Source organism: Kosakonia sp. H7A, assembly GCF_003028445.1.
Taxonomy (GTDB): Bacteria; Pseudomonadota; Gammaproteobacteria; order Enterobacterales; family Enterobacteriaceae; genus Kosakonia; species Kosakonia radicincitans.
The window spans coordinates 353,730-373,517 of the sequence record NZ_PYTZ01000004.1; the positions used below are offsets into that span (position 1 = coordinate 353,730).

Here is a 19,788-nt window from a genome sequence, read left to right on the forward strand (position 1 = left end):
GTACTACACACTCAAAATTATAGCTGATACGAGAAGTTGAAATTAAAGTTAGCCTTGTTCACTACCAAATCACCAGGATATTTCAGCGGCGTAGTGATGGAGAAATCATATCCCAGGCTCTTTATATTCCCTTCGATACCCATGGCGCCGCCAGCAATAGTTTCATCGCCATAGTAACCATCTTCTTTCACCTGCCCAAAATCCATACCGAAATAGAGTCTGGCATTAGCCGTACCTATGGGCCGATAGAATGTATTTTGCAGATAAAAACCACTGTTCCCTGTCAGGCCATAGCTATTTTCAAATCCACGCACACTCCACCGATCGCCCGCGGTCATCTGATCCTGCAAGGTCAACTGGCGCGGCGCATATTGCGCATAGAAGCTCCCGTTGTAGTAACCATTGGCAAACAGCTGAGTATAATTTCCCTGAAAGTTAAACAACTGACTTATTGGGCTGACTTCACCATACTGCATATCCGGCGTTTGTTCGCCGCCAAACCATGTTAAGAAACGCTGCCACGAGAGGGTGGCGTCCAGAGAAGCATCGGCAAACTGCTGCTTATAATTAAGCCCGAACTTCACGTTCCCCATATCGCGGCTCTGTAATACCAGCTCTTCGCCGTCGAGAGTATATCCGGAGGTTCTGCGGATAAGCTCGGCACTTGCCGCGATCTTCCTGCTTTTATCACGATAGACCGTCCTTGCTGCTTTCGCGCTCAGGTACTCGCTGTTACCGGCGTAATCCAGCGAAAAGTAAGAGAGCGGAACCGTTTGTCGCGAATCACTCTTACTGTAGAAAAATGTGTAATTCCAGTAGCCGACCGGGAATGAATAGTAGCCACTGATGTTTTGATACTTACCGGTGGTGCTGCTGGTGCCGGCCAGGTAAAAGAGATCGCCTAATTTCGCCGTATTAAAAAGATAGCCTACCGCAGAGGTTAAATACTGACCGGTCGCTTCATCGCCCCAGTTGTTATAACTTGCTCTGACGCTCCACTTTTTAAAACGGTTAGTGTTAATACTGACGTTGCTGTAACCATTTTGGCTACCCGGCTCTATATTGATTTTAACATTCACGCCGGGAACAAATTGCAGGTTTTCCAGCCCCTGTTCAATATCACGGATATTCAGAATATCTTCATTTTTAAAAGGTAACATCCACGCGCGAATATCATCACCAGCAACAATGACATTTTCAATCTTACCTGCTTCGACGGTAAATTTGAGTTCACCGGTAGAGATATTCTGTGTCGGAATGATAACCCGCGTAGTTACATAGCCCGCATCAATATAATAATCCTGCAAAGCTGATGCGACTGTATTAATACCTGCAACACCGATACAGCGCCCGGCAATGTTCTCATTAATAGATTGCGTAATTTTAGCTTTTAGAAAATCATTTTCAAGAAGAACATTCTTGACAGTAAAACAATTTTCTTCCCTGGGAAGATCTTGCAGAGTAAATACTTTCCGATCAGTATTTGAGAAAACATCTTTTTTCTCAAACTGTTGTTCATGCAGCACGCTGGCATCTGCATTCTTTTGCTGTTTTATCAGGTTATCAACATTATCCTTTGCTGATACCTGAGTGCCCACAATCATGAGCATACAAAAAGCTATAAATCGCAATTCCATGAATTCACTCTGAAAGAAGTAAAGGCAGCAGCAGTTTGCCACTGCCTTTTTTTACACCTTACATACCAAGAACAGTGCCGGTGTTATTCAATTTCTTCACATCCTGAGAGAAATCTTCATACGCACCTAACAATGCATCTCTGCCGCTGTTAGTGACAGTATTGGCCGTTATTTTTGCCGAACCATAGCTCAGCATATTGAGATAGTTGTAGACGGTACCGTTAGCGGTGACATCCATATAATTATCACTGACGATATTGCCATGGTTCGTAATATTTTGACCAGCAGAAATGATAACCTGCTTACCAACAATATTGCGATTGGTACGGTTTGTCACACTGCCTTTCGTTTTCAGCGTCAGAATTTCACCGCCAGCAATATCACCGTTATTATCAATACCATTCAGCGCATCAATAGCCAGGTCTTTACCCGCGGCAATGGTATTCGAGTTATACAGAATACCTTTACTAACGTTGAATTTCAGATCGCCTTCTGCATTAATAAAACCGTAGTTCGTGAAACTATTATTCACGTTCAGATTCAGATTCTTATCAGAAGAAATAATCCCGGTCGCATTATTATCAATAATGGAACCGTTACTGTAGTTTTGCAGAGAAACGGTGCTGATATTCATGTTGCCAGCGCTGGCAGTTGTCGCATAGTTATTGTAGAACATATAACCAACGTCAATCGCCATATCACCCGCACTGTACAGCAAACCACGCGTATTATTCAGCGTGCTGGCAGCTTCAAGTTTCATATTGCCGAAGTCGGAAATAATACGACTATTGGTGCTATTGATATTTCGGGCAGAAAAAGAGACGCCTTCTTTACCAATCATGCCGCCGATTTGCTGAGGAATACCGAAATATTCACCATATCGGGCACCAAAATCGTTACCGTTGTTATTAGAAATAGTACCTAATACATTCACGTTCAGTAATTTTCTGGCCACAATCAGCGCAGTATCATTGTTGACGTTGTTTTTAGCATTCAGGGTGATATTTTCCCCCAGCATCAAACCACCAACATTATCGATATCGCCAGCATTCAGCTCCACATCACTTTTGTTCGAGCTGATAACACCGATGTTGTTGCTCACCGTACCGCTAACAGCAATATCTACGCCACGATCTGCGCTCAGGCCGCCCCGGTCATTATTCAAAGAGGTGCCACGGGCCAATACTTTAACGCTGGAGACGATCTTGCCGGTGTAGTTATCGATATCACCGGTGCTCTTAACAGTGACAACGTCGTTCGACGCGATCTGACCGCCACGGTTAACGATCCTTTTGGCGCCAATATAAAGCTCTTTCTGCGAAATGATCCCCAGAGAGTCAGAACTGTTGGTATCTGCCGTTTTGGTCGTTTCATTGCTGATCGTACCGCCAGAACCGAGCGTGAGATGGCCGTTAGCTGCGCGAATCAACCCTTTGTTATTATTGATATTGCCTGCGCTTAAGATGTCGATATCACCAGCGGACTGCAAGTTACCGCCAGAGTTATCGATTGACGCCGCGTCAATACCGACATAACCACCGCTAATCTGCCCATTGCGGCTGTTCAGATTGCCGGTTTTTAACGCCACGATACCCGCTTCAATACCCACGGTTTTACCTTTACCCGTGTTGGTCAGCGTAGCTTTGTTGGTATCGACAGCCAGCATACCGGCGGCAGCGATTTTGCCATTACTGTTAGTCAGCGCGCCGCTGTTAATATTGATATTACCGTTAGTGGCAATGCGACCTGCGCGGCTGTTTACAATCTCGCCCTTGTTAGTATTGATGGAAATAGTATCAATTGAAGAGATTTCGCCGGTCGTATTATCAATCCTGCCATTGGTTTTGATATCAATAAGCCCGGCAGACTGGATTTTCGCATTACTGTTTAGCAGGATGCCTTTGGTATCAATTTTGATGCCATTTACGCCGCCAGCAATTGTGCCCTGGTTGCGAACGCCGACACCGGCTTCGGTACTTACCAGGTTAATCTTGTTGGCATACATCCCGCCAAGCGCAGAAACGTCGACGCTGTAATAGTTGCGCAGCCCGGATGCCGCAACCGTACCCGCAACCTCACCGCGCGCATTAACATAGTTATTTCCCGCTACGATGTTCAGTTCATCAGCGGTTACTTTTCCATTGATGACAACATTGCGTGACAGGATCTCTGTCGGGCTGGCACTGCTCAGTTTACCGACGGTAATGGTGCCGCCATTGACGTTGTATCCCGCCAGTTCGCCATCAGTCAGCTGCGCTTTCCCGGTGGTCAGCGTTAATTTGCCGGTGTTGATAGAGCCACCGCCATTCACCGTAATGCCATTCGGGTTGGCGACGATTAAATCTGCCTTATTGCCCGCGACTTCCATCATGCCATTGATGACGGACGCATTTCTCGAAACCACTTCGTTCAATATTACTTTGGCCGGGCCGCCAACCAGATTACTGTTCCCTGCAATCTGGCCAGCCAGCACGGTATCCGAGGCCGAAGTACCGTTATTGAAAATGAGGCCGTTTTTATCAACGTTCAAATCATCCCAGAAGTTATGAGACAACCCACTGGAATTTGGCGTGTTAATATCAACGACCGGCACCCCATTGGTGTTATAAACGGTACCATTTTTCATTACTAATCCGGCTGAATTTGCCACTGCCGGCAATGCGCAAATCATCGCAACTGTTAGCGGCCCGAGTTTTGACCTGACAAACCGTTGAACTTTTTTATCCAATGCACTCATGTTATTGAATTCCTTTTACCTGGTTTAAAAATTTAATATATATATTTTTTTGCTGTATTCTTTTAAATGAATATCGCAACACATCTTCCCGAAGTAACATTTAATTTGATAATTCAGTTATATCGAAGAAGTTTCAATGAATAGAAAAGCGGCTTATCGCAAGCCACATTAATACCATGACTTATTAAAAATAAGCGTCTCATATTATTGAGTGATGTAACAATCAGATGCAGTAAACCTTATTTAAGGCAGAGAAAACCTAACAGGAAAAGAAAGGCAAAACAATATATCAGAACCCAAATAGGATTTTTCAGATTAATTAAAAATGCAAAAATAAAAGACAAAGTTATATTGATAAAGATGACACCAAATAACTTGAAATAAAATTCAAAAATGATTCCCAGGATTTAAAACAGAAAATAGTGAAAAAAACACTGTCTGTCACAATACAGCCTTTAGACTACCGCCTGCCTCCTCATCATCACATTTCATAACCCTCGCCACTTCCATTTCGTACCCCAACCAGGATTTTTCAACATGTCGCTCCCGAATCACTTATTTCACAAGCACACCGTTGATAAACAGATCACATTTTTCCCCCTTTTGCGGTCATCTTTTTTATTGGCTTCGCGTATTAATTAATAGAAAAATAAGATAAAACAAATAATATAATTGCCATTTCTGAATAATCCCATAATTAAAGTCAACATATTGCCTATAGTCTTTACTTTAAATAATATGTAATAAAATCCCTAAGCGGTGATATTAATGATGGAATGACAAAAGCTGCCATCGGCAAATATTATTTGCCATATCATTATTTCTAAATGGGTTTTAAAACATAAGGATATATATATGCGAACCGGAATTAAAAAAACGTTACCGTTACTGGGCGTTATGACATTACCGTTACCACTTTTTGCCGCGCCGACAGTGACCTTTCAGGGCGAAATCTCAGGCCAGACCTGCGACGTACTCATCAATGGCCGCACAGATTCCGTCGTCTTATTACCTACCGTGTCTCTGACCGACTTCAGCCCTCCTGGCACGCCGTTAACCCAGGGCCAATTTTACGGCCAGACTCCTTTTACTGTTTCAATTAGTGGCTGCCAGTCAACATCCAGCGTGACCAATATCAACACCAATTTCCTTGGTTATAACGTTGATCCTACGGGTGTACTTGGCAACAGCTATTCGGGTGGGGATGCGGCGACAGGCTTCGGCATTCAGTTGATGGACGCAGGTTCCGGGGGCACCGAGATCCGGCTTTCCGGTGTCACCTCCGTGCCTGGGCTGAGCCTTCCGGCCAACCAGACTGAAGCCAGTTATGATTACGGCGCACGCTATTATGTCCTCAATAGTACCACTGCCGCCGCCGGTAAAATTACCGCCATTGCTGAATATTCGCTGAGCTATCTCTAAATCAAAACTGGCTGCGTGACGACGTCAGCCAGAAATCCATTCAATATTACGCAATAAATAACCAGCGCAGGGATAATGTGAAAATGAATAGGTTAATGTCTTTTACTGTATTTTTATTTTCCATCACCATTTCTGTGAACGCAGCCGCAAACGTGATCATGACCGGGACGCGAATCATCTACCCTGATGATATCAAAGAAAAAACAATTCAATTAAGAAACACCAGTTCACAGCCTTTTATCGTCAGTATTCAGGTTGATGATGGTTCCGGTATTGAAAAAGCAAAACATCCTGAAGCACCTTTTATTACCACCCCGCAAATATTCAGAATGGAACCAGAGAGTGGGCAATCCGTGAAACTGATCTTCACGGGGGACAATTTGCCTCAGGATCGTGAATCGATTTTTTACTTCAGTTTTAGTCAATTACCTTATCTGGAGAATAAAGATAAGGATCGCAATCAATTAGTACTGGCGCTAACTAATCGCCTCAAAATTTTCTATCGTCCGCATACGATTCCCGGAAATTCGTATGAAACCGCAGAAAAGCTGTCATTCCAGCTAAAGCCGCATGGCATTGAGGTAACAAATCCTACCGGTTATTACTCCGTTATTCGCCGCGCCGAGCTTATTGCTAACGGCACAAAATATCCACTTGCCGATGCGGTCATGGTTCCCCCTAAAAGCAAAGTCGAATGGCCTTTACGCGCCAATACGGTAAACACCCGGAATGCATCTATCGCGCTGGTGACGGTGAATGATTACGGCGTAAATGTGGATTCCAGACACCCCTTATAACGTTTGCTTGTGCTAAGGCAGGACTCTTTTCGGTATGGGCAATCTTCGATGAATAAATTCGCTGTTTTACTTTCGGCTACCGCCTTTTTTTTTATTTTATTGCCCGCCTGGGGTAAAGAAATAGCCGCAACTCTGGCTGCCAGCGAAGACCGTTACACCTTTGATCCACAACTCTTTCGTGGCAGCCGTTTCAGCCAGGATTCATTAACGCGGCTTGCCACGCCGCAGTCGATTGTTCCGGGCAATTACAAGATGGATGTGTACACCAATAACAAATTGACGGGTACCTATGATGTCTATTTTAAAGGCTTTGCCGACGGCACAAGCCAGCCTTGTCTGAGCCCGGAGATCCTTGAGTCCACGCACATTAAAAACGCCAAAAGTCCCGCTTCCGCCTCGCCTGAAGATAATTGCGTATTAATTCAGGAGGCCGCACCGGGCGGCACCAGCCGGACAAATTTACCGCAACTGCGTCTGGATCTTTCCGTGCCGCAGAACCAGATACGCATTCAACCGCGCGGATACGTTGACCCGAATGAACTCGATAATGGCGCATCGATGGCGTTTATCAATTACCTCGCGAATTACTACAACGTCTCCTATTCAGAGCCAACTACCCCGAATCAGCATTCGTTGTGGATGTCGTTAAGCGGCGGTATGAATTTTGGTTCCTGGCAATACCGGCAATTATCTAATTTCACATGGAATAACCAAAACGGTAACCGCTGGAAAAATATCCGTAGTTACGTCCAGCACCCGCTCCCAGGCCTGAATAGCCAACTGATGTTCGGCCAGCTCATCACCAAAGGGCGTTTTTTCTCCGGACTGAACTACCGTGGCGCCAGCATCGCCACCGACGAACGAATGTTGCCGGATTCGATGCGCGGCTATGCGCCTGTTATTCGCGGCGTGGCGACGACCAATGCCCGCGTCTCCGTCATGCAGAATGGCAATGAAATTTATCAGACTACCGTCGCGCCGGGGCCGTTTGAAATAACCGATCTCTATCCCACCAGCTTTAGTGGCGATCTTGATGTCTCGGTAACTGAAGCCAACGGCTCCGTGAGCCGCTTCAGCGTGCCCTTCTCCGCCGTTCCGGAATCGATGCGGCCGGACATTTCCCGCTTCAATCTCGAAATGGGCAAAACCCAGGACAACGGCGATGATTCGTTTTTCAGCGATATGACCTGGCAGCACGGCCTCACCAATGCCGTCACCTTCAACACTGCGACGCGCGTTGCCGACGGTTACCAGGCGCTGATGCTCGGCGGAGTTTATGCCAGCGCTTTCGGCGCTATCGGCGCGGATCTAACCTGGTCACACGCACGGCTACCTGATACCGGCTATACCGACGGCTGGATGTCGCAGCTTCGCTGGAGTAAAACCTTCCAGCCGACCAACACCACGGTTTCTATGGCGGGATATCGCTATTCCACCCGCGGCTATCGCGACCTGATGGACGTGCTGGGAGCGCGGGAAGCGCAGCGCAATAATCAGTTGTGGGAATCAGATAGCTGGCGCCAACAATCGCGCTTTGACCTGACCATGAACCAGAGCCTGGCAGATTTCGGCAACGTTTTTATCTCCGGCTCCATGCAGAATTATCGCGGCGGAAAAAGCCGCGACACGCAACTTCAGCTTGGTTACAGCAACAGTTTCCGCTACGGGATTTCAATAAACCTTTCCGTTGGCCGACAGCACACCGGCGGCTATCAGAATGCCGGGGATATGCAGACGTTCACCGCGTTTTCCCTCTCTTTCCCGCTCGGCGGGAGCAGCCCGCGCGTACCCAGCCTGAGTAATTCATGGATGCACTCAACGGACGGCAGCGATCAATATCAAAGCTCGCTTTCCGGCATGCTCGATACCGGGCAGACCGCAAGCTACAACCTGGATGTCATGCGCGACCAGCAATATCACCAGACGACGCTCAGTGGCGGTGTGCAAAAACGGTTCTCTCAAACCACCGTCGGCGTGAACGCCTCGCGCGGGAATGACTACTGGCAGGCTTCCGCTAATGTCCAGGGCGCGGTGGTGGCGCATTCCGGCGGCATCACATTTGGCCCATATCTCGGCGACACCTTTGCGCTGGTCGAAGCCAAAGGTGCTGCCGGGGCGAAAGTGTTCAATTCCGAAAATCTTGCGATCAACGACAGCGGTTATGCGCTGCTCCCGGCCATTACCCCCTACCGTTACAATCGCATCACACTCGATCCGCAAGATATGGAGGGCGATGCCGAGCTGGTCGACAACGAAAAACAGATAGCGCCGATTGCCGGGGCGTCGGCCAAAGTCGTCTTCCGTACCCGCAACGGGAAAGCATTATTGATCAAATCGACGCTGCCGGATGGCTCTGAGCCGCCAGCAGGCGCGGATGTACTTGATGAGAACAACACCCTGATCGGCATCGCCGGGCAAAACGGGCAAATTTACTTGCGCACCGATCGACCCAAAGGGCGATTAACGCTGCGTTGGGGAGATGCCCCCCAGGATCGTTGCTATCTCTCGTACGACTTCTCCGGAAAAGATACCGCGAGCCCTTTAATCCGCCTGAATGCAATCTGCCAGTAAAGGGAGAAACCGGCATGACAAAGCACGCTATTTTGTTCCTGAAACTCCTGCTCGCGTTGTTGGCACTGCTGCACGCGTCGGCGTGGGCCATATGTACCAAAACCAATGTTAGCCAGACCGATGATTTCAACTCCGCGCAGATCAAGTTCGGCAAGATTAACCTGATCGATACCTACTTCGCGCCCGTCGGAACATTAATTGCCACCACGGTAACGCCACCAACCAACTACACTGCCGGCGGCGCTTCGGGCGCATCGGTATTGTGGGAGTGCGATCAGGCCGACCTGGCCAGTATCCATTTTTTGGTGGCGATCAATGGTGACGATCGAGTGGGCGGCTATTACAACATCGGCGCAAACGACAATTTGACGAATGTCTACGCCACATGGTTTGCCTATGTTGGCATCAAGCAGTCAATGTCGGGCATAACGTTGACGCGCAACTGGCAAAAAATCCCCGTGACGACTTACGCCACCGTCGGCTCAAAAATTCAGATCCGCTTACAGGATATTCCACCGTTGCAGTCTGAGCTTTACCGGGTCAGTACGTTACCCGGTTTGGGCGCAATAACCAGCTATTGCGGCAACAACAATAACAACGGTTCGGGCATTGTCTTTGCCACCCCCTCGGGTGAGCTGTATACCTGCACGCAACCGAATGCCTATATCCAGCTTTCCGGCCCCGGCGCTATCGTACCTTTTGGTCATGATGAAGCTGGTGAGGACAGCGCCACAAACTCAGACTTTTGGCTTGCTGACAATGGTTTTGGTTACGGCATGCGCATGGCGAACAAACTTTATAACAATCCCACCTGCACGGTACGTAACGCAACGCCGCTGGTGCTGTTACCCACCATCAGCGTGAGAGATCTGGACGCTGGCATGGCAAGCAGCGCGAATTTCAACGTGCAACTGGAATGCAACAACACGGTCGTTTCCGGCCTGAACGATACCCAGGTTGCGCTGGGTTTTCAGGTTTCCGAAGGCGCTTACCGCGCGGCGCAGAGTCTGAATCTGGTCAACGCCAGCGGCGGCGTCAGGGCGCTGGTTTCTGATAACTATAATGCGCCGGAGATGGCGAAAGGCGTGGGCATAACCATTGCCAACAGCGTCAACCCGGGCCAGCCAATGACGTTTCTCGGCCAGTCCACGAATGTGCCGCTTTCGCCCACGCCCGCAGGCAATAACGCAGGCTGGTATCCGGTGCTCACTGGCGCAACGCCGAACGGCAGTTCATACCCCGGCTTCAGCAATTACAGCCTCTCCTTTATCGCCAGCCTGCAAAAACTGCCTGGAATGACGGTTACCGCAGGCCGCGTTCATGCCACCGCGTACGTGATTGTGAAAATGCAATGAGCCGGTTTTTCATGCTGCTGTTCGTCCTGTTCGTACCGGCGACGTTGGCTGGCGTAATGCCGGCCATGACACGGGTGATTTATCCACCGAATGCGCGTGAAAAAACGCTGATGCTGGTGAACACCAATGCCTGGCCGGTGATAGTACAAACCTGGGCAGATAACGGCGAAGGCTCGCCGGATAACGGCGCTGCGCCCTTTGTCATTCTGCCGCCGGTTTTTCGCCTGGCCCCCGGAAGCACGCAGGGGTTGCGCATCATTTATAACCGCGATCCGCTGCCGACGGATCGGGAATCGGTTTTCTGGCTCAATCTGTATGAAGTGCCGCCGGACAACGCAGGCCTGGACAAGCCGTTTCTGAAGCTGGCAATGAATACCCAGCTAAAGATCTTTTACCGCCCACAAACCCTCACCCTGACACCCGAGGAAGCGATCAGCAAACTGACCTTTCGCCTGTATGCGGAGGGTGAAAAGTCCTGGCTCGAATTCAACAACCCAACGCCGCTGGGCATTTCGTTTACCACAATCAGCGTGACAGGCCACACCGGGCAGACGAAAGCGCACCAGCAGGACGATATGATGATTAGACCCTTCAGCCAGCGGCGTTACTTGCTGGAGCGCAATGTCGGCAGCGAAGCAATAAACGTGGAAGCGGGCTGGATAAACGATAGCGGGGAAATATTGAAACATCGGTTTATGAAATAAACCATTTGCATTTTACTGCAATGGGAGGGTTAAAATTCAGCGCAATCACCTGACTGTTTAAAATATAAATTCAAGTTATTCACGGGGTTATTTAGCGCGGCGTAAATTGTAATAGCAGTGCCCTCACTCATCAGGAGGGCACTTTTTTGATTGGGTGAGTGTCAGAAAGACTCCCAGTCAGCCCCATTGCTTGTTGACGTTGCGGGCCTCAGGCTAACCTTGCTGCGAGCCGCTGCGGGTGCGTGTTTCGGCTTCGCGGTCTCTGAGCTCAGCTTGAACACGGAAACCAGTTGAGTGAGCTGTTCAGCCTGTTGTTCCAGTGATAATGACGCCGCAGACGACTCCTGAACCAGCGCAGCATTCTGCTGGGTCGTTGAATCCAGCTCCGTCACTGCTTTACCAATCTGATCAATACCTCTGCTCTGCTCTTCTGAGGCACTTGAAATTTCATTCATAATCCCGCTCACGTTGGTGACTGAGGATACAATCTGCTCCATGGTCGAACCGGCTTTATTCGCCATTTCTGAACCGGTCATCACGCGTTGCACGGACTCTTTTATCAGCCCTTCGATCTCCTTAGCGGCATTAGCGCTGCGTTGGGCCAGGCTTCTTACTTCGCCCGCCACCACCGCAAATCCGCGCCCTTGTTCACCTGCGCGTGCCGCCTCTACAGCAGCGTTAAGTGCAAGGATATTGGTCTGGAAAGAAATGCCATTTATTACGCTGATAATATCCGTGATCTTGTTTGAGCTTTCAGTGATAGTTTCCATCGTGCTGACGACGTCCCAGACAATTTTCCCACCGGAACGCGCATGCTCTGCCGCCACCCCTGCGAGCTGACTGGCTTCACGCGCATTGTCTGCGTTGCGCTTAACCGTTGAGGTCAACTCTTCCATACTTGCCGCAGTTTCAACCACTGCAGCAGACTGCTCTTCCGTGCGGGAAGCCAGGTCAATATTGCCTGCCGAAATGTCCGACGAAGCATTCGCCACATGAATTACCGACTCTTTAATTTGGGTGATCATGTCGCGAAGTCTGTCATTCATCATGCCCATTGCCTGCGTCAGGCGGCCCAGTTCATCGGTTGACTGCGGCTCAATGATGGCGGTCAGGTCACCACCGGCAATACGTTCAGCCAGCGTCAAATTATGTTTTATCTGGCGTGTCATCTGCCGGGTAAGCAGCCAGGCGACCAGTAACCCCGTCAGCACGGCGCAAATGGCAACGATACCCATAATTATCATTACCCGCTGAATAATATCGATATTTTTCTGGGTCTGGCCGGTCCCCAAATCGGCAGTGATAGTATTGATTTTTTCTGCGACGCCAGTGAGATCTGTAGCGGCTTTCTGCGACTCCTTCAGAGCATTAACATAGGAGACAACGTTATCCTGCATCCCGTTAAGAAATGCCTGTGCCATCGCTTTGTCTTCCGCATTGAGGCTCAGGTTTTCTGAATGGACGATCTTCGACGCGGCATCGGATTGTGCCTTGAAAACATCTACCCCCTGCTTACCTGCCGATGACTGGATTGCATAAGCGGCACCCCAGATATTATTGAGGCGATTGAGTAACGTTATTTCATCTTTAGACGTATTTTCTTGCTGCTCTATGCGGGTACTGAATTTATCCAGCAAGGTTTTCAGCTCGGGAGAGGTCAACCCCTGCGCTTTCCCGACAGTCACTTGTTCCAGTTTAACGAACGTGTCGCGGTGGCTGGCATAGTCAGGAATAGTACTGCGCAATTCTTCAAACAAAACGCGGGCATCGCTGTCCCAGGTAAAGTCCAGACCAGTGATTGCTTTTTGATCCATCTTTTCAATGGCGACTTTATTCGCCTGAAGTGATGTTTCATCATGGTTTAATTGATAATTCAAGCGGCTACGTCGCGCAGTATTAAGCTCCGTGCTGATTTCATTGATTAATTTGCCCTTTAAGGCATGGTCACGGATATTGGCAGACTGCTGTATGCTGATGAGTGATGACAGCACAATAATAACGATTAAAACTGCGAACCCGCCAAACAGCTTGGCAGCCACAGGCAGATTTTTTATTGACGGTAACAGCTTAGACATAGAGGTATCCTCAGTAATCTTTCTTAATTTTCGAAAGATGGTTTCATTTTTACTTCTTATCTGATCACAGGTTTATTCACTTGTTTTTGAGGACTCAGGAGAAGTTGGCCATCTACTTACTTATCGTCAATTACGCAATTTCTTTTAATAAAATAATGGGAAAAGAGATCCACTGAAAATATATCCCAGACAAATGAATAACGTTGCAAAAAATAATGTGGGCAAGTCTACATATTACTATGCGGTTATCGTGGTAATGATGATCCCGCAAAGTTATTTATTCTCTGATGCCATAGCCTGGCGTAAACCTATTAATGAGTTTTCACTATCCGAAGGATATTTTGGAGTGGCTGATAGCGTGTTATTAATTATCGTTTCGCACTGTCCGTGAAGCCTGTTTACGATAATATGCTGAGCTGCTTCACTATTTACCCTGCCGGGATATGCCCCAGGCTTGTTTTTCAGCACTCACCATCGACAACCTTCATCGTGCCAGCAAAGAGCGAAAAGCAGGCATCCGTGATTTTCGCTCAGCAACAAAAAAGTTCTGCTAATACTTAAGCCTCGCGTTTTTCTGCCCACTTCAGCATTGCATCGAGAGCAGGGCACAGCGCCTGTCCCCACTCAGTGAGCCGATATTCCACTTTCGGCGGCACCTGGGGATATACCGTCCGCGACACGATTCCGTCGGCTTCAAGCTGTCGCAATTGCTGCGCCAGCATCTTCTGCGAAATAGCGGGGATCAGTTTTTCGAAATCGGAATAGCGCTGCACCTTTCCGTCGAAGAGATGAAAAAGAATAATTAATTTCCAGCGCCCTTCCAGCAGTCGCAGGACTTGCTCCACGCCGCTTGCAGCAGATTCCGGGCTATATAACTTACTCATAATATAGTCACTCACTTTTTCGTGCGTACTTGTCAATTTCACAGTCTATGTTGAAAATTCCCGTACTGTAAATTACGGGAGTATAAAGCCATGTCATTATCACTACCGCACGCTATTTCTACCTATTTCGCGATCAGCAATGGTGGCGATATCGCCAACGTTAAGCACTGCTTTACCGCAGATGCCGTCGTGAAAGATGAAGGTAAAACCCATCAGGGACATGCGGCGATCGAGGCATGGCAACGTGCCGCGCAGGCCGCGTTTGACTACAGCGTTGAGCCGGTTCAGATTCTCACCGACGGCGACCGGGTGACCGTCACGTCGAACGTCGCCGGTAATTTTCCCGGCAGCCCGGTAGTGCTGAAACATACTTTCGGCCTGGCCGGCGACAAGATCAACACACTGGAGATTGTCTGATGTCGTGGGATCTTGATTTCCAGGGCACGCGCGTGGTGGTGACGGCGGGCACTAAAGGCGTTGGTAAAGCGGTCGTCGGGTTATTAAAACAGCTGGGCGCCAAGGTGTTAACGACGGCGCGCCACGCTCCTGCGGAATGTCTCGCCGATGTCTTCGTCGCGGCAGACCTGACCACTGCCGACGGGTGCGCCTCAGTAGCGCAAGCCGTTCAGACGCACCTAGGCGGTGTCGATACCATCATTCATGTGGTGGGCGGTTCTACCGCTCCCGCCGGTGGTTTTGCGGCGCTGGGCGAAGAGGAATGGCAGCAAGAACTCAACCTTAATCTGTTGCCAGCGGTACGCTTAGATCGTGCGCTGTTGCCAGGAATGCTGGCACAGGGTAGCGGAGTGATCATTCACGTCACCTCTATCCAGCGCGAATTGCCGTTGCCGGAATCGACCACCGGCTATGCAGCGGCCAAAGCGGCGCTCTCGGCATACAGCAAAAGCCTGTCGAAAGAGGTTTCGCCAAAGGGAATTCGGGTTGTGCGCGTTGCGCCCGGCTGGATCGAAACCGAAGCGGCGGTGGCACTGGCGGAGCGGCTGGCGCAGCAGGCGGGAACGGATTATGAAGGCGGTAAACAGATCATCATGAATGCACTCGGTGGTATTCCGCTGGGGCGTCCGTCAAAGCCGATTGAGGTGGCGAATCTCATTGCCTTCCTCGCCTCATCTCATGCAGCCGCCATCACCGGTACCGAATATGTCATCGATGGCGGCACCATCCCGACGGTGTAACGCTGTATCACAATCGGCGCATCATTTGCGCCGATTGCGATCGCTTGTGGAAATCGGATAACCGTAATCTCCGCTCATTAGCATCGCTTTTAACCCAGGGGATATTTTTTAAACGCTGGCAGGGCTTCACATGCTTCAGCAAGCGACTGAATGTTTTTAAAATTGTCTGCCGCTACCACCCCTGGGATCATGAACTGAATAAACGACCACACCACCGTACTGGTTACCGCGACCTGGTCAGGGCGGGGTGCTATAGCGCGACCTTCAAGCAGAGTATCCCATTCACGGCATGCTGCGAGCAGTTGCCGGGTAATTCGCTCAACCCACGGCTGATGTTGTTTTTCTTCTGGTCTGAGCTTGTGCTCATAAATATTTTGCACCGCTTTTTCGCAGGCTGCGAGAATAATGCCCAAAATCTGCAGATCTTTTGCCAGCGCGTCGGTATTGGCGGGTAAAAGTTTGTGATTTGCTCCGGACAGGGCTTCAAAATAATAAAGAATGAGCGTTGAATCCATCAACTGCAAACCGCTATCCAGAATGACCGTCGGGGCTTTGACTACCGGGTTAATGCGGGAAAACTCTTCAAATGTGCTAAATACCGAGAGCGGCATACTGTTGAATTCGATGCCATAGAGTTCCAGGGATACCGCAACACGCCTTACGTAAGGCGAATCCATCATACCAATGAGTTTCATCGTTATTCCTGTTCGTGCTACACAACTGTCGTTAATCGATTACCTGTCAGCATCAGGTGATTCGGCAAAGCAGGCAGGCACACATTATCGTAAATCTGCAGGGGCGAATATCATGGATTCCTTACCTCAGGTGTTAGTATTTCTAACCTGTTATTCCACTTTCGCAGGATGAAAAGGCAACGATGAAAATTAATCCATTTTAAATCATTAAGTTAATTTATCCCGCCATTAAATCCAGATTTAAAAAAGGTTTATATGGTAGTAACGTTAACGTATTAAACAACGTTAAGAAAAATGCCCTATGTCGGATTACCCACCTATCTCCGCTCTGCGAAGTTTCGAGGCGGTTGCGCGCCTTGGCAGCGTCACGTTGGCCGCGAACGAGATGAACATGACGCATTCAGCTATTAGCCAACACATTAAAACGCTGGAGGGCATGGTAGGCATAAAGCTATTTATCCGTCACGGGCGCGGGGTACAGATTAATGAAGAAGGGAGGCTTTATGCTTTGCAAATACGCGAAGCATTGAACCGGATCTCGGATGCCACCAGGCTGGTGCAGGTGAAACCGCGCGCAATAGAACTGACGCTGGCGACATTGCCTTCTTTTGGCTGTCACTGGTTATTGCCGCGCCTTTCGCGATTCCGCGAGAAATATCCCCATATCTCATTACGTCTGCAGGCCAGTCTGACGGTGACCAACCTGCAACAGGAAGGCATCGATATTGCGATTCGTATGGGTCAGGGTGACTGGGAAGGAATGGAAAGCCGCTTTCTTTTTTCTGATGAGCTTATTGTCGTCGCCGCACCCGGTTATAACAATGGCAAGCTACCTGTTACGCCAGAAGAGGTGGCAAAGAGCAGCATTATTTTTTCGATGGAGTCGTGGAAAAGCTGGTGCCTCAATGCAGGGCTGGAGAAAGAGATCCTGCCTGCCGGGTTACGCATTAATGATTCAAACCTGGTCATCGAAGCCGTACGACGGGGAACCGGCATTGCTCTGGAGCGTCGCTCTCTGGTTGAAGACGCTATTTCACGGGGAGAGCTGGTACAAATAACTCCGGTCACCGCACCTTATCCCTGGCACTACTGGCTTGTGACATCCCCACTGGCAGAAAAAAAGCCGGAAGTCGCTCTTTTTATTGCCTGGCTGGAGGAAGAAATAATAGTCGGGAATAAACAGCGGCAGTAATGATCTCACTGGTGGTTGTGCGCGAGAAGCATAAATAACCGCGTTATTGCGGGCACCCTGTACTTCTGGAAATGGCAAAACCCTACCGACAACAGGATAACTCCCCTCTTTTATCGTGGCAGTGGTAATAAACGTCACGTTGGCACAGTAACTAATTCAAAAATATTAAACATGAACGTCATAAAATTCGAACTTTAACGCCAGACATCAATTCCGGTTACTTTTTCCCTCTTGCAGCCAGCGCCTTCTCTGGGTTTCCGCATTCCTTTGCTCATGCTTTTTCATGTTTTATCCCGGAAAAATACCCATATTATTGTCTTGACATAGGTTTACGTTCAATTCAGGAATATTAAGTTTTGTTTGATAATGATAATGTTTATCAGAATCATTACCATAAATTACCAATATTCAGGGTTGACGATGAGACGCACAAAAATTGCCGCAGCAGTGGCCATGCTCATGGCCGGTAAATGCAGTTATGCAGCAGAACAAACCATCACGGTGTCAGGGAATATTCTTGGCGATTCACGCGCAGAAGAAGTGAAAACCTGGGCCGGTAGCCGCACCGTTATCAGCAACGATCAATTGGAAAAAGGGGCCAATCGCACTCTTGATGATGCGTTACAGCGTGTGCCTGGGGTCAAGATTCAGGATGAAACCGGTACAGGCGTGCTTCCGCAAATTGCGGTACGTGGCTTGTACGACAGCCGCAGCGGCCGCGCACAAATCCTTGAGGACGGAATTCCACTGGTACTGGCACCTTACGGCCAGGAAGGTATGTCGCTGTTTCCTGTAACATTTTCGACCATTGATCGCATTGACGTGGTTCGCGGTGGCGCGGCAGTACAATATGGCCCGAATAACGTTGGCGGCGTCATCAATCTGATCAGTAAACCCATTCCGCTGAAATGGGAAAATGAGATTGCCGAGCGCGCCACGTTTTACGGTAAGGGACACAATCTTTGGGATACCTACCTTCGCACCGGCGGCATGCTGAATGATGACTTCGGGCTGCAGGTCGAAGCTAACCAAGTAAAAGGTAGCTCGTTCCGCGAGCATAGCGACAGCAAAGTTCAGAACTTCCGCGTACGCGGCCTGTGGAATATCAACGAAGACACAACCTTAAATCTCTCCTACCAATACTACGATGCACACGCCGATCTGGCGGGTGCCCTTTCGACCGCAGACTATAATCGCGATCGCCGTCAAAGCACCCGTCCATGGGATGATTACGACGGTCACACCAAGCGTTATAGCGCAGTTTATAACCAGCAACTCGGTTCACTGGGTTTTATTGATAACGCAGAATTTAACTGGATGTTCTTTGGTCATGAGTCGGATCGTGATTTCCACGTCGGCATGAGTAAAGTCGCCGGTCAAAACTTCAACCCGGCCTTACCTGCCGATATCGTGCAAAACTCGCCGCGTAGTTTCAGGGTCTGGGGGACTGAACCGCGTATCAGCATGGATATCAACGGCGATAATGTGAACCAGCAATGGATTGTGGGTGGGCGCTTTGTCAGTGAAAAAATCGATTACCAGGTACGTCAGCGCACGCTGGCTACAGGCGTGACAGCGGTAACGCGTGACTGGGACTTTGATAATAATGCCTGGGCAGGTTATATCAGCAATGCCGTCAAACTGTTCAATGACACGCTGACCATTACGCCGGGTATGCGCTATGAGAACATCAGCGAAAAATACACCGATAAAAAAACGGGCCAGCGCACCTCCACGCCGGACACGCAGTGGCTACCCGGCCTGACGGTAGGTTACCAGCTTACCTCGCAGTGGTTCCTGTATGCAGACATGCAGAAAAGCCTGCGTCCGGCACAGGCTACGCAAATCGTCAAAGGCGGCGACGTCAGCTCTGAACTGGCGTGGAACTACGAGAGTGGCGTACGTTACAAACCAACCGAGAATGTCAGTCTTCATGCCGGTCTGTATCGCATTGATTATAAAGACCAGATCTCCTACGACAGCGTATCCGATAGCTATCTCAACATCGGACGCACCCGCCATCAGGGCGTTGAGCTGGAAGGGTTCTGGAGCCCGCAAGCCATTGAAGGCCTCAAATTGCATGCAGGATATGCTTACCTGCAGGCGGAACAGCGTAACGGCGTGAACCGTGGTAAGGAAGTGCCGTATGCCTCGCGCACGCAGCTGACGTTGGATGGAAGCTATGACTGGCGTGAAACCACCTTCTCACTGGCAGGCTACTACTTTAGTAAATCCTATTCGGATGCAGCGAATACCGTTTCGGAGAACAGCACCGGTTCCGTTGGTCAAATGCCGTCTTACTGGGTATGGAATGCTCAAGTGAGCCGCGATCTGTTTAAGTCAGGCAGTACCGTGCTGAACGGCTATGTCGGAATTAACAATATCTTTAATCGCGACTACTGGTTCCGCGGTATTGATACCAGCCCGTGGGGACGTCAGCCAGCGCCGGGACGTTCAGTCACTGCGGGCGTTAGTCTGAAGTTCTGATAGCCAAAAGAAGCCCGTCACGTTGAACGGGCTTCT

13 protein-coding genes and 1 pseudogene are annotated in these 19,788 nt (G+C 49.3%); 9 read left to right on the top strand and 5 right to left on the bottom strand.

The window, feature by feature from the left end:
• Window positions 1–17: 17 nt before the first annotated feature.
• Window positions 18–1,637, bottom strand: a complete 1,620-nt coding sequence (locus tag CWM66_RS16765) for a ShlB/FhaC/HecB family hemolysin secretion/activation protein (protein WP_035943089.1) — start codon at window positions 1,635–1,637, stop codon at window positions 18–20.
• Window positions 1,638–1,731: 94 nt separating this feature from the next.
• Window positions 1,732–4,374: pseudogene (locus CWM66_RS16770) on the bottom strand (filamentous hemagglutinin N-terminal domain-containing protein); the annotation flags it as partial.
• 855 nt (window positions 4,375–5,229) lie between these two features.
• Between CWM66_RS16770 and CWM66_RS16775 the strand changes: the two are divergent.
• The 5 genes from CWM66_RS16775 to CWM66_RS16795 all read left to right on the top strand — a co-directional run bounded on the left by CWM66_RS16775 (window position 5,230) and on the right by CWM66_RS16795 (window position 11,223).
• Window positions 5,230–5,796: a fimbrial protein gene (locus CWM66_RS16775; RefSeq protein WP_007372916.1), complete on the top strand. Its 567-nt coding sequence runs from the start codon at window positions 5,230–5,232 to the stop codon at window positions 5,794–5,796.
• Window positions 5,797–5,879: 83 nt separating this feature from the next.
• Complete coding sequence (locus CWM66_RS16780; RefSeq protein ID WP_072440709.1) at window positions 5,880–6,593, top strand: molecular chaperone; 714 nt, start codon at window positions 5,880–5,882, stop codon at window positions 6,591–6,593.
• A gap of 48 nt (window positions 6,594–6,641) precedes the next feature.
• Window positions 6,642–9,164 carry a fimbria/pilus outer membrane usher protein gene (locus CWM66_RS16785; protein WP_035889945.1) on the top strand — a complete coding sequence of 841 codons (2,523 nt, stop codon included), beginning with the start codon at window positions 6,642–6,644 and terminating at the stop codon, window positions 9,162–9,164.
• Between the two features lie 14 nt (window positions 9,165–9,178).
• Window positions 9,179–10,519 carry a fimbrial protein gene (locus CWM66_RS16790; RefSeq protein ID WP_007372912.1) on the top strand — a complete coding sequence of 447 codons (1,341 nt, stop codon included), beginning with the start codon at window positions 9,179–9,181 and terminating at the stop codon, window positions 10,517–10,519.
• Window positions 10,516–11,223, top strand: coding sequence for a molecular chaperone (locus CWM66_RS16795; RefSeq protein ID WP_072440713.1), 708 nt, complete (start codon window positions 10,516–10,518; stop codon window positions 11,221–11,223). The genes CWM66_RS16790 and CWM66_RS16795 overlap by 4 nt, the downstream gene beginning before the upstream one ends.
• A 161-nt stretch (window positions 11,224–11,384) precedes the next feature.
• Here CWM66_RS16795 and CWM66_RS16800 read toward each other — a convergent pair whose 3' ends face one another.
• Window positions 11,385–13,298 (bottom strand): methyl-accepting chemotaxis protein, encoded by a 1,914-nt coding sequence (locus CWM66_RS16800; protein ID WP_107146935.1) that lies wholly within the window; start codon window positions 13,296–13,298, stop codon window positions 11,385–11,387.
• A 557-nt stretch (window positions 13,299–13,855) separates the two neighbouring features.
• Window positions 13,856–14,182, bottom strand: coding sequence for a helix-turn-helix domain-containing protein (locus CWM66_RS16805; protein ID WP_071921819.1), 327 nt, complete (start codon window positions 14,180–14,182; stop codon window positions 13,856–13,858).
• Between the two features lie 90 nt (window positions 14,183–14,272).
• Between CWM66_RS16805 and CWM66_RS16810 the strand changes: the two genes are divergently transcribed.
• Together CWM66_RS16810 and CWM66_RS16815 are read left to right on the top strand one after the other, a co-directional pair.
• Window positions 14,273–14,599: a nuclear transport factor 2 family protein gene (locus tag CWM66_RS16810; RefSeq protein WP_035889937.1), complete on the top strand. Its 327-nt coding sequence runs from the start codon at window positions 14,273–14,275 to the stop codon at window positions 14,597–14,599.
• Complete coding sequence (locus tag CWM66_RS16815) at window positions 14,599–15,378, top strand: SDR family oxidoreductase (protein ID WP_107146936.1); 780 nt, start codon at window positions 14,599–14,601, stop codon at window positions 15,376–15,378. The genes CWM66_RS16810 and CWM66_RS16815 overlap by 1 nt, the downstream gene beginning before the upstream one ends.
• An 89-nt stretch (window positions 15,379–15,467) precedes the next feature.
• On the opposite strand, the gene CWM66_RS16820 is transcribed toward CWM66_RS16815, so the two are convergent.
• Entirely contained in the window at window positions 15,468–16,073 is a 606-nt protein-coding gene (locus tag CWM66_RS16820) for a glutathione S-transferase family protein (RefSeq protein ID WP_007372905.1), read from the bottom strand.
• 301 nt (window positions 16,074–16,374) lie between these two features.
• On the opposite strand from CWM66_RS16820, the gene CWM66_RS16825 reads away from it, so the two are divergent.
• Window positions 16,375–17,265, top strand: a complete 891-nt coding sequence (locus CWM66_RS16825) for a LysR substrate-binding domain-containing protein (protein ID WP_107146937.1) — start codon at window positions 16,375–16,377, stop codon at window positions 17,263–17,265.
• 420 nt (window positions 17,266–17,685) lie between these two features.
• Window positions 17,686–19,752 carry a TonB-dependent siderophore receptor gene (locus tag CWM66_RS16830; RefSeq protein WP_035889932.1) on the top strand — a complete coding sequence of 689 codons (2,067 nt, stop codon included), beginning with the start codon at window positions 17,686–17,688 and terminating at the stop codon, window positions 19,750–19,752.
• Window positions 19,753–19,788: the final 36 nt, after the last annotated feature.

What these genes read in the sequence shown, in the direction of transcription:
- CWM66_RS16825 (WP_107146937.1), top strand. Translation starts at nt 16,375, where the DNA reads ATGTCGGATTACCCACCTATCTCCGCTCTGCGAAGTTTCGAGGCGGTT.
- CWM66_RS16795 (WP_072440713.1), top strand. Translation starts at nt 10,516, where the DNA reads ATGAGCCGGTTTTTCATGCTGCTGTTCGTCCTGTTCGTACCGGCGACG.
- CWM66_RS16785 (WP_035889945.1), top strand. Translation starts at nt 6,642, where the DNA reads ATGAATAAATTCGCTGTTTTACTTTCGGCTACCGCCTTTTTTTTTATT.
- CWM66_RS16765 (WP_035943089.1), bottom strand. Translation starts at nt 1,637, where the DNA reads ATGGAATTGCGATTTATAGCTTTTTGTATGCTCATGATTGTGGGCACT.
- CWM66_RS16775 (WP_007372916.1), top strand. Translation starts at nt 5,230, where the DNA reads ATGCGAACCGGAATTAAAAAAACGTTACCGTTACTGGGCGTTATGACA.
- CWM66_RS16815 (WP_107146936.1), top strand. Translation starts at nt 14,599, where the DNA reads ATGTCGTGGGATCTTGATTTCCAGGGCACGCGCGTGGTGGTGACGGCG.
- CWM66_RS16820 (WP_007372905.1), bottom strand. Translation starts at nt 16,073, where the DNA reads ATGAAACTCATTGGTATGATGGATTCGCCTTACGTAAGGCGTGTTGCG.
- CWM66_RS16800 (WP_107146935.1), bottom strand. Translation starts at nt 13,298, where the DNA reads ATGTCTAAGCTGTTACCGTCAATAAAAAATCTGCCTGTGGCTGCCAAG.
- CWM66_RS16830 (WP_035889932.1), top strand. Translation starts at nt 17,686, where the DNA reads ATGAGACGCACAAAAATTGCCGCAGCAGTGGCCATGCTCATGGCCGGT.
- CWM66_RS16810 (WP_035889937.1), top strand. Translation starts at nt 14,273, where the DNA reads ATGTCATTATCACTACCGCACGCTATTTCTACCTATTTCGCGATCAGC.
- CWM66_RS16790 (WP_007372912.1), top strand. Translation starts at nt 9,179, where the DNA reads ATGACAAAGCACGCTATTTTGTTCCTGAAACTCCTGCTCGCGTTGTTG.
- CWM66_RS16805 (WP_071921819.1), bottom strand. Translation starts at nt 14,182, where the DNA reads ATGAGTAAGTTATATAGCCCGGAATCTGCTGCAAGCGGCGTGGAGCAA.
- CWM66_RS16780 (WP_072440709.1), top strand. Translation starts at nt 5,880, where the DNA reads ATGAATAGGTTAATGTCTTTTACTGTATTTTTATTTTCCATCACCATT.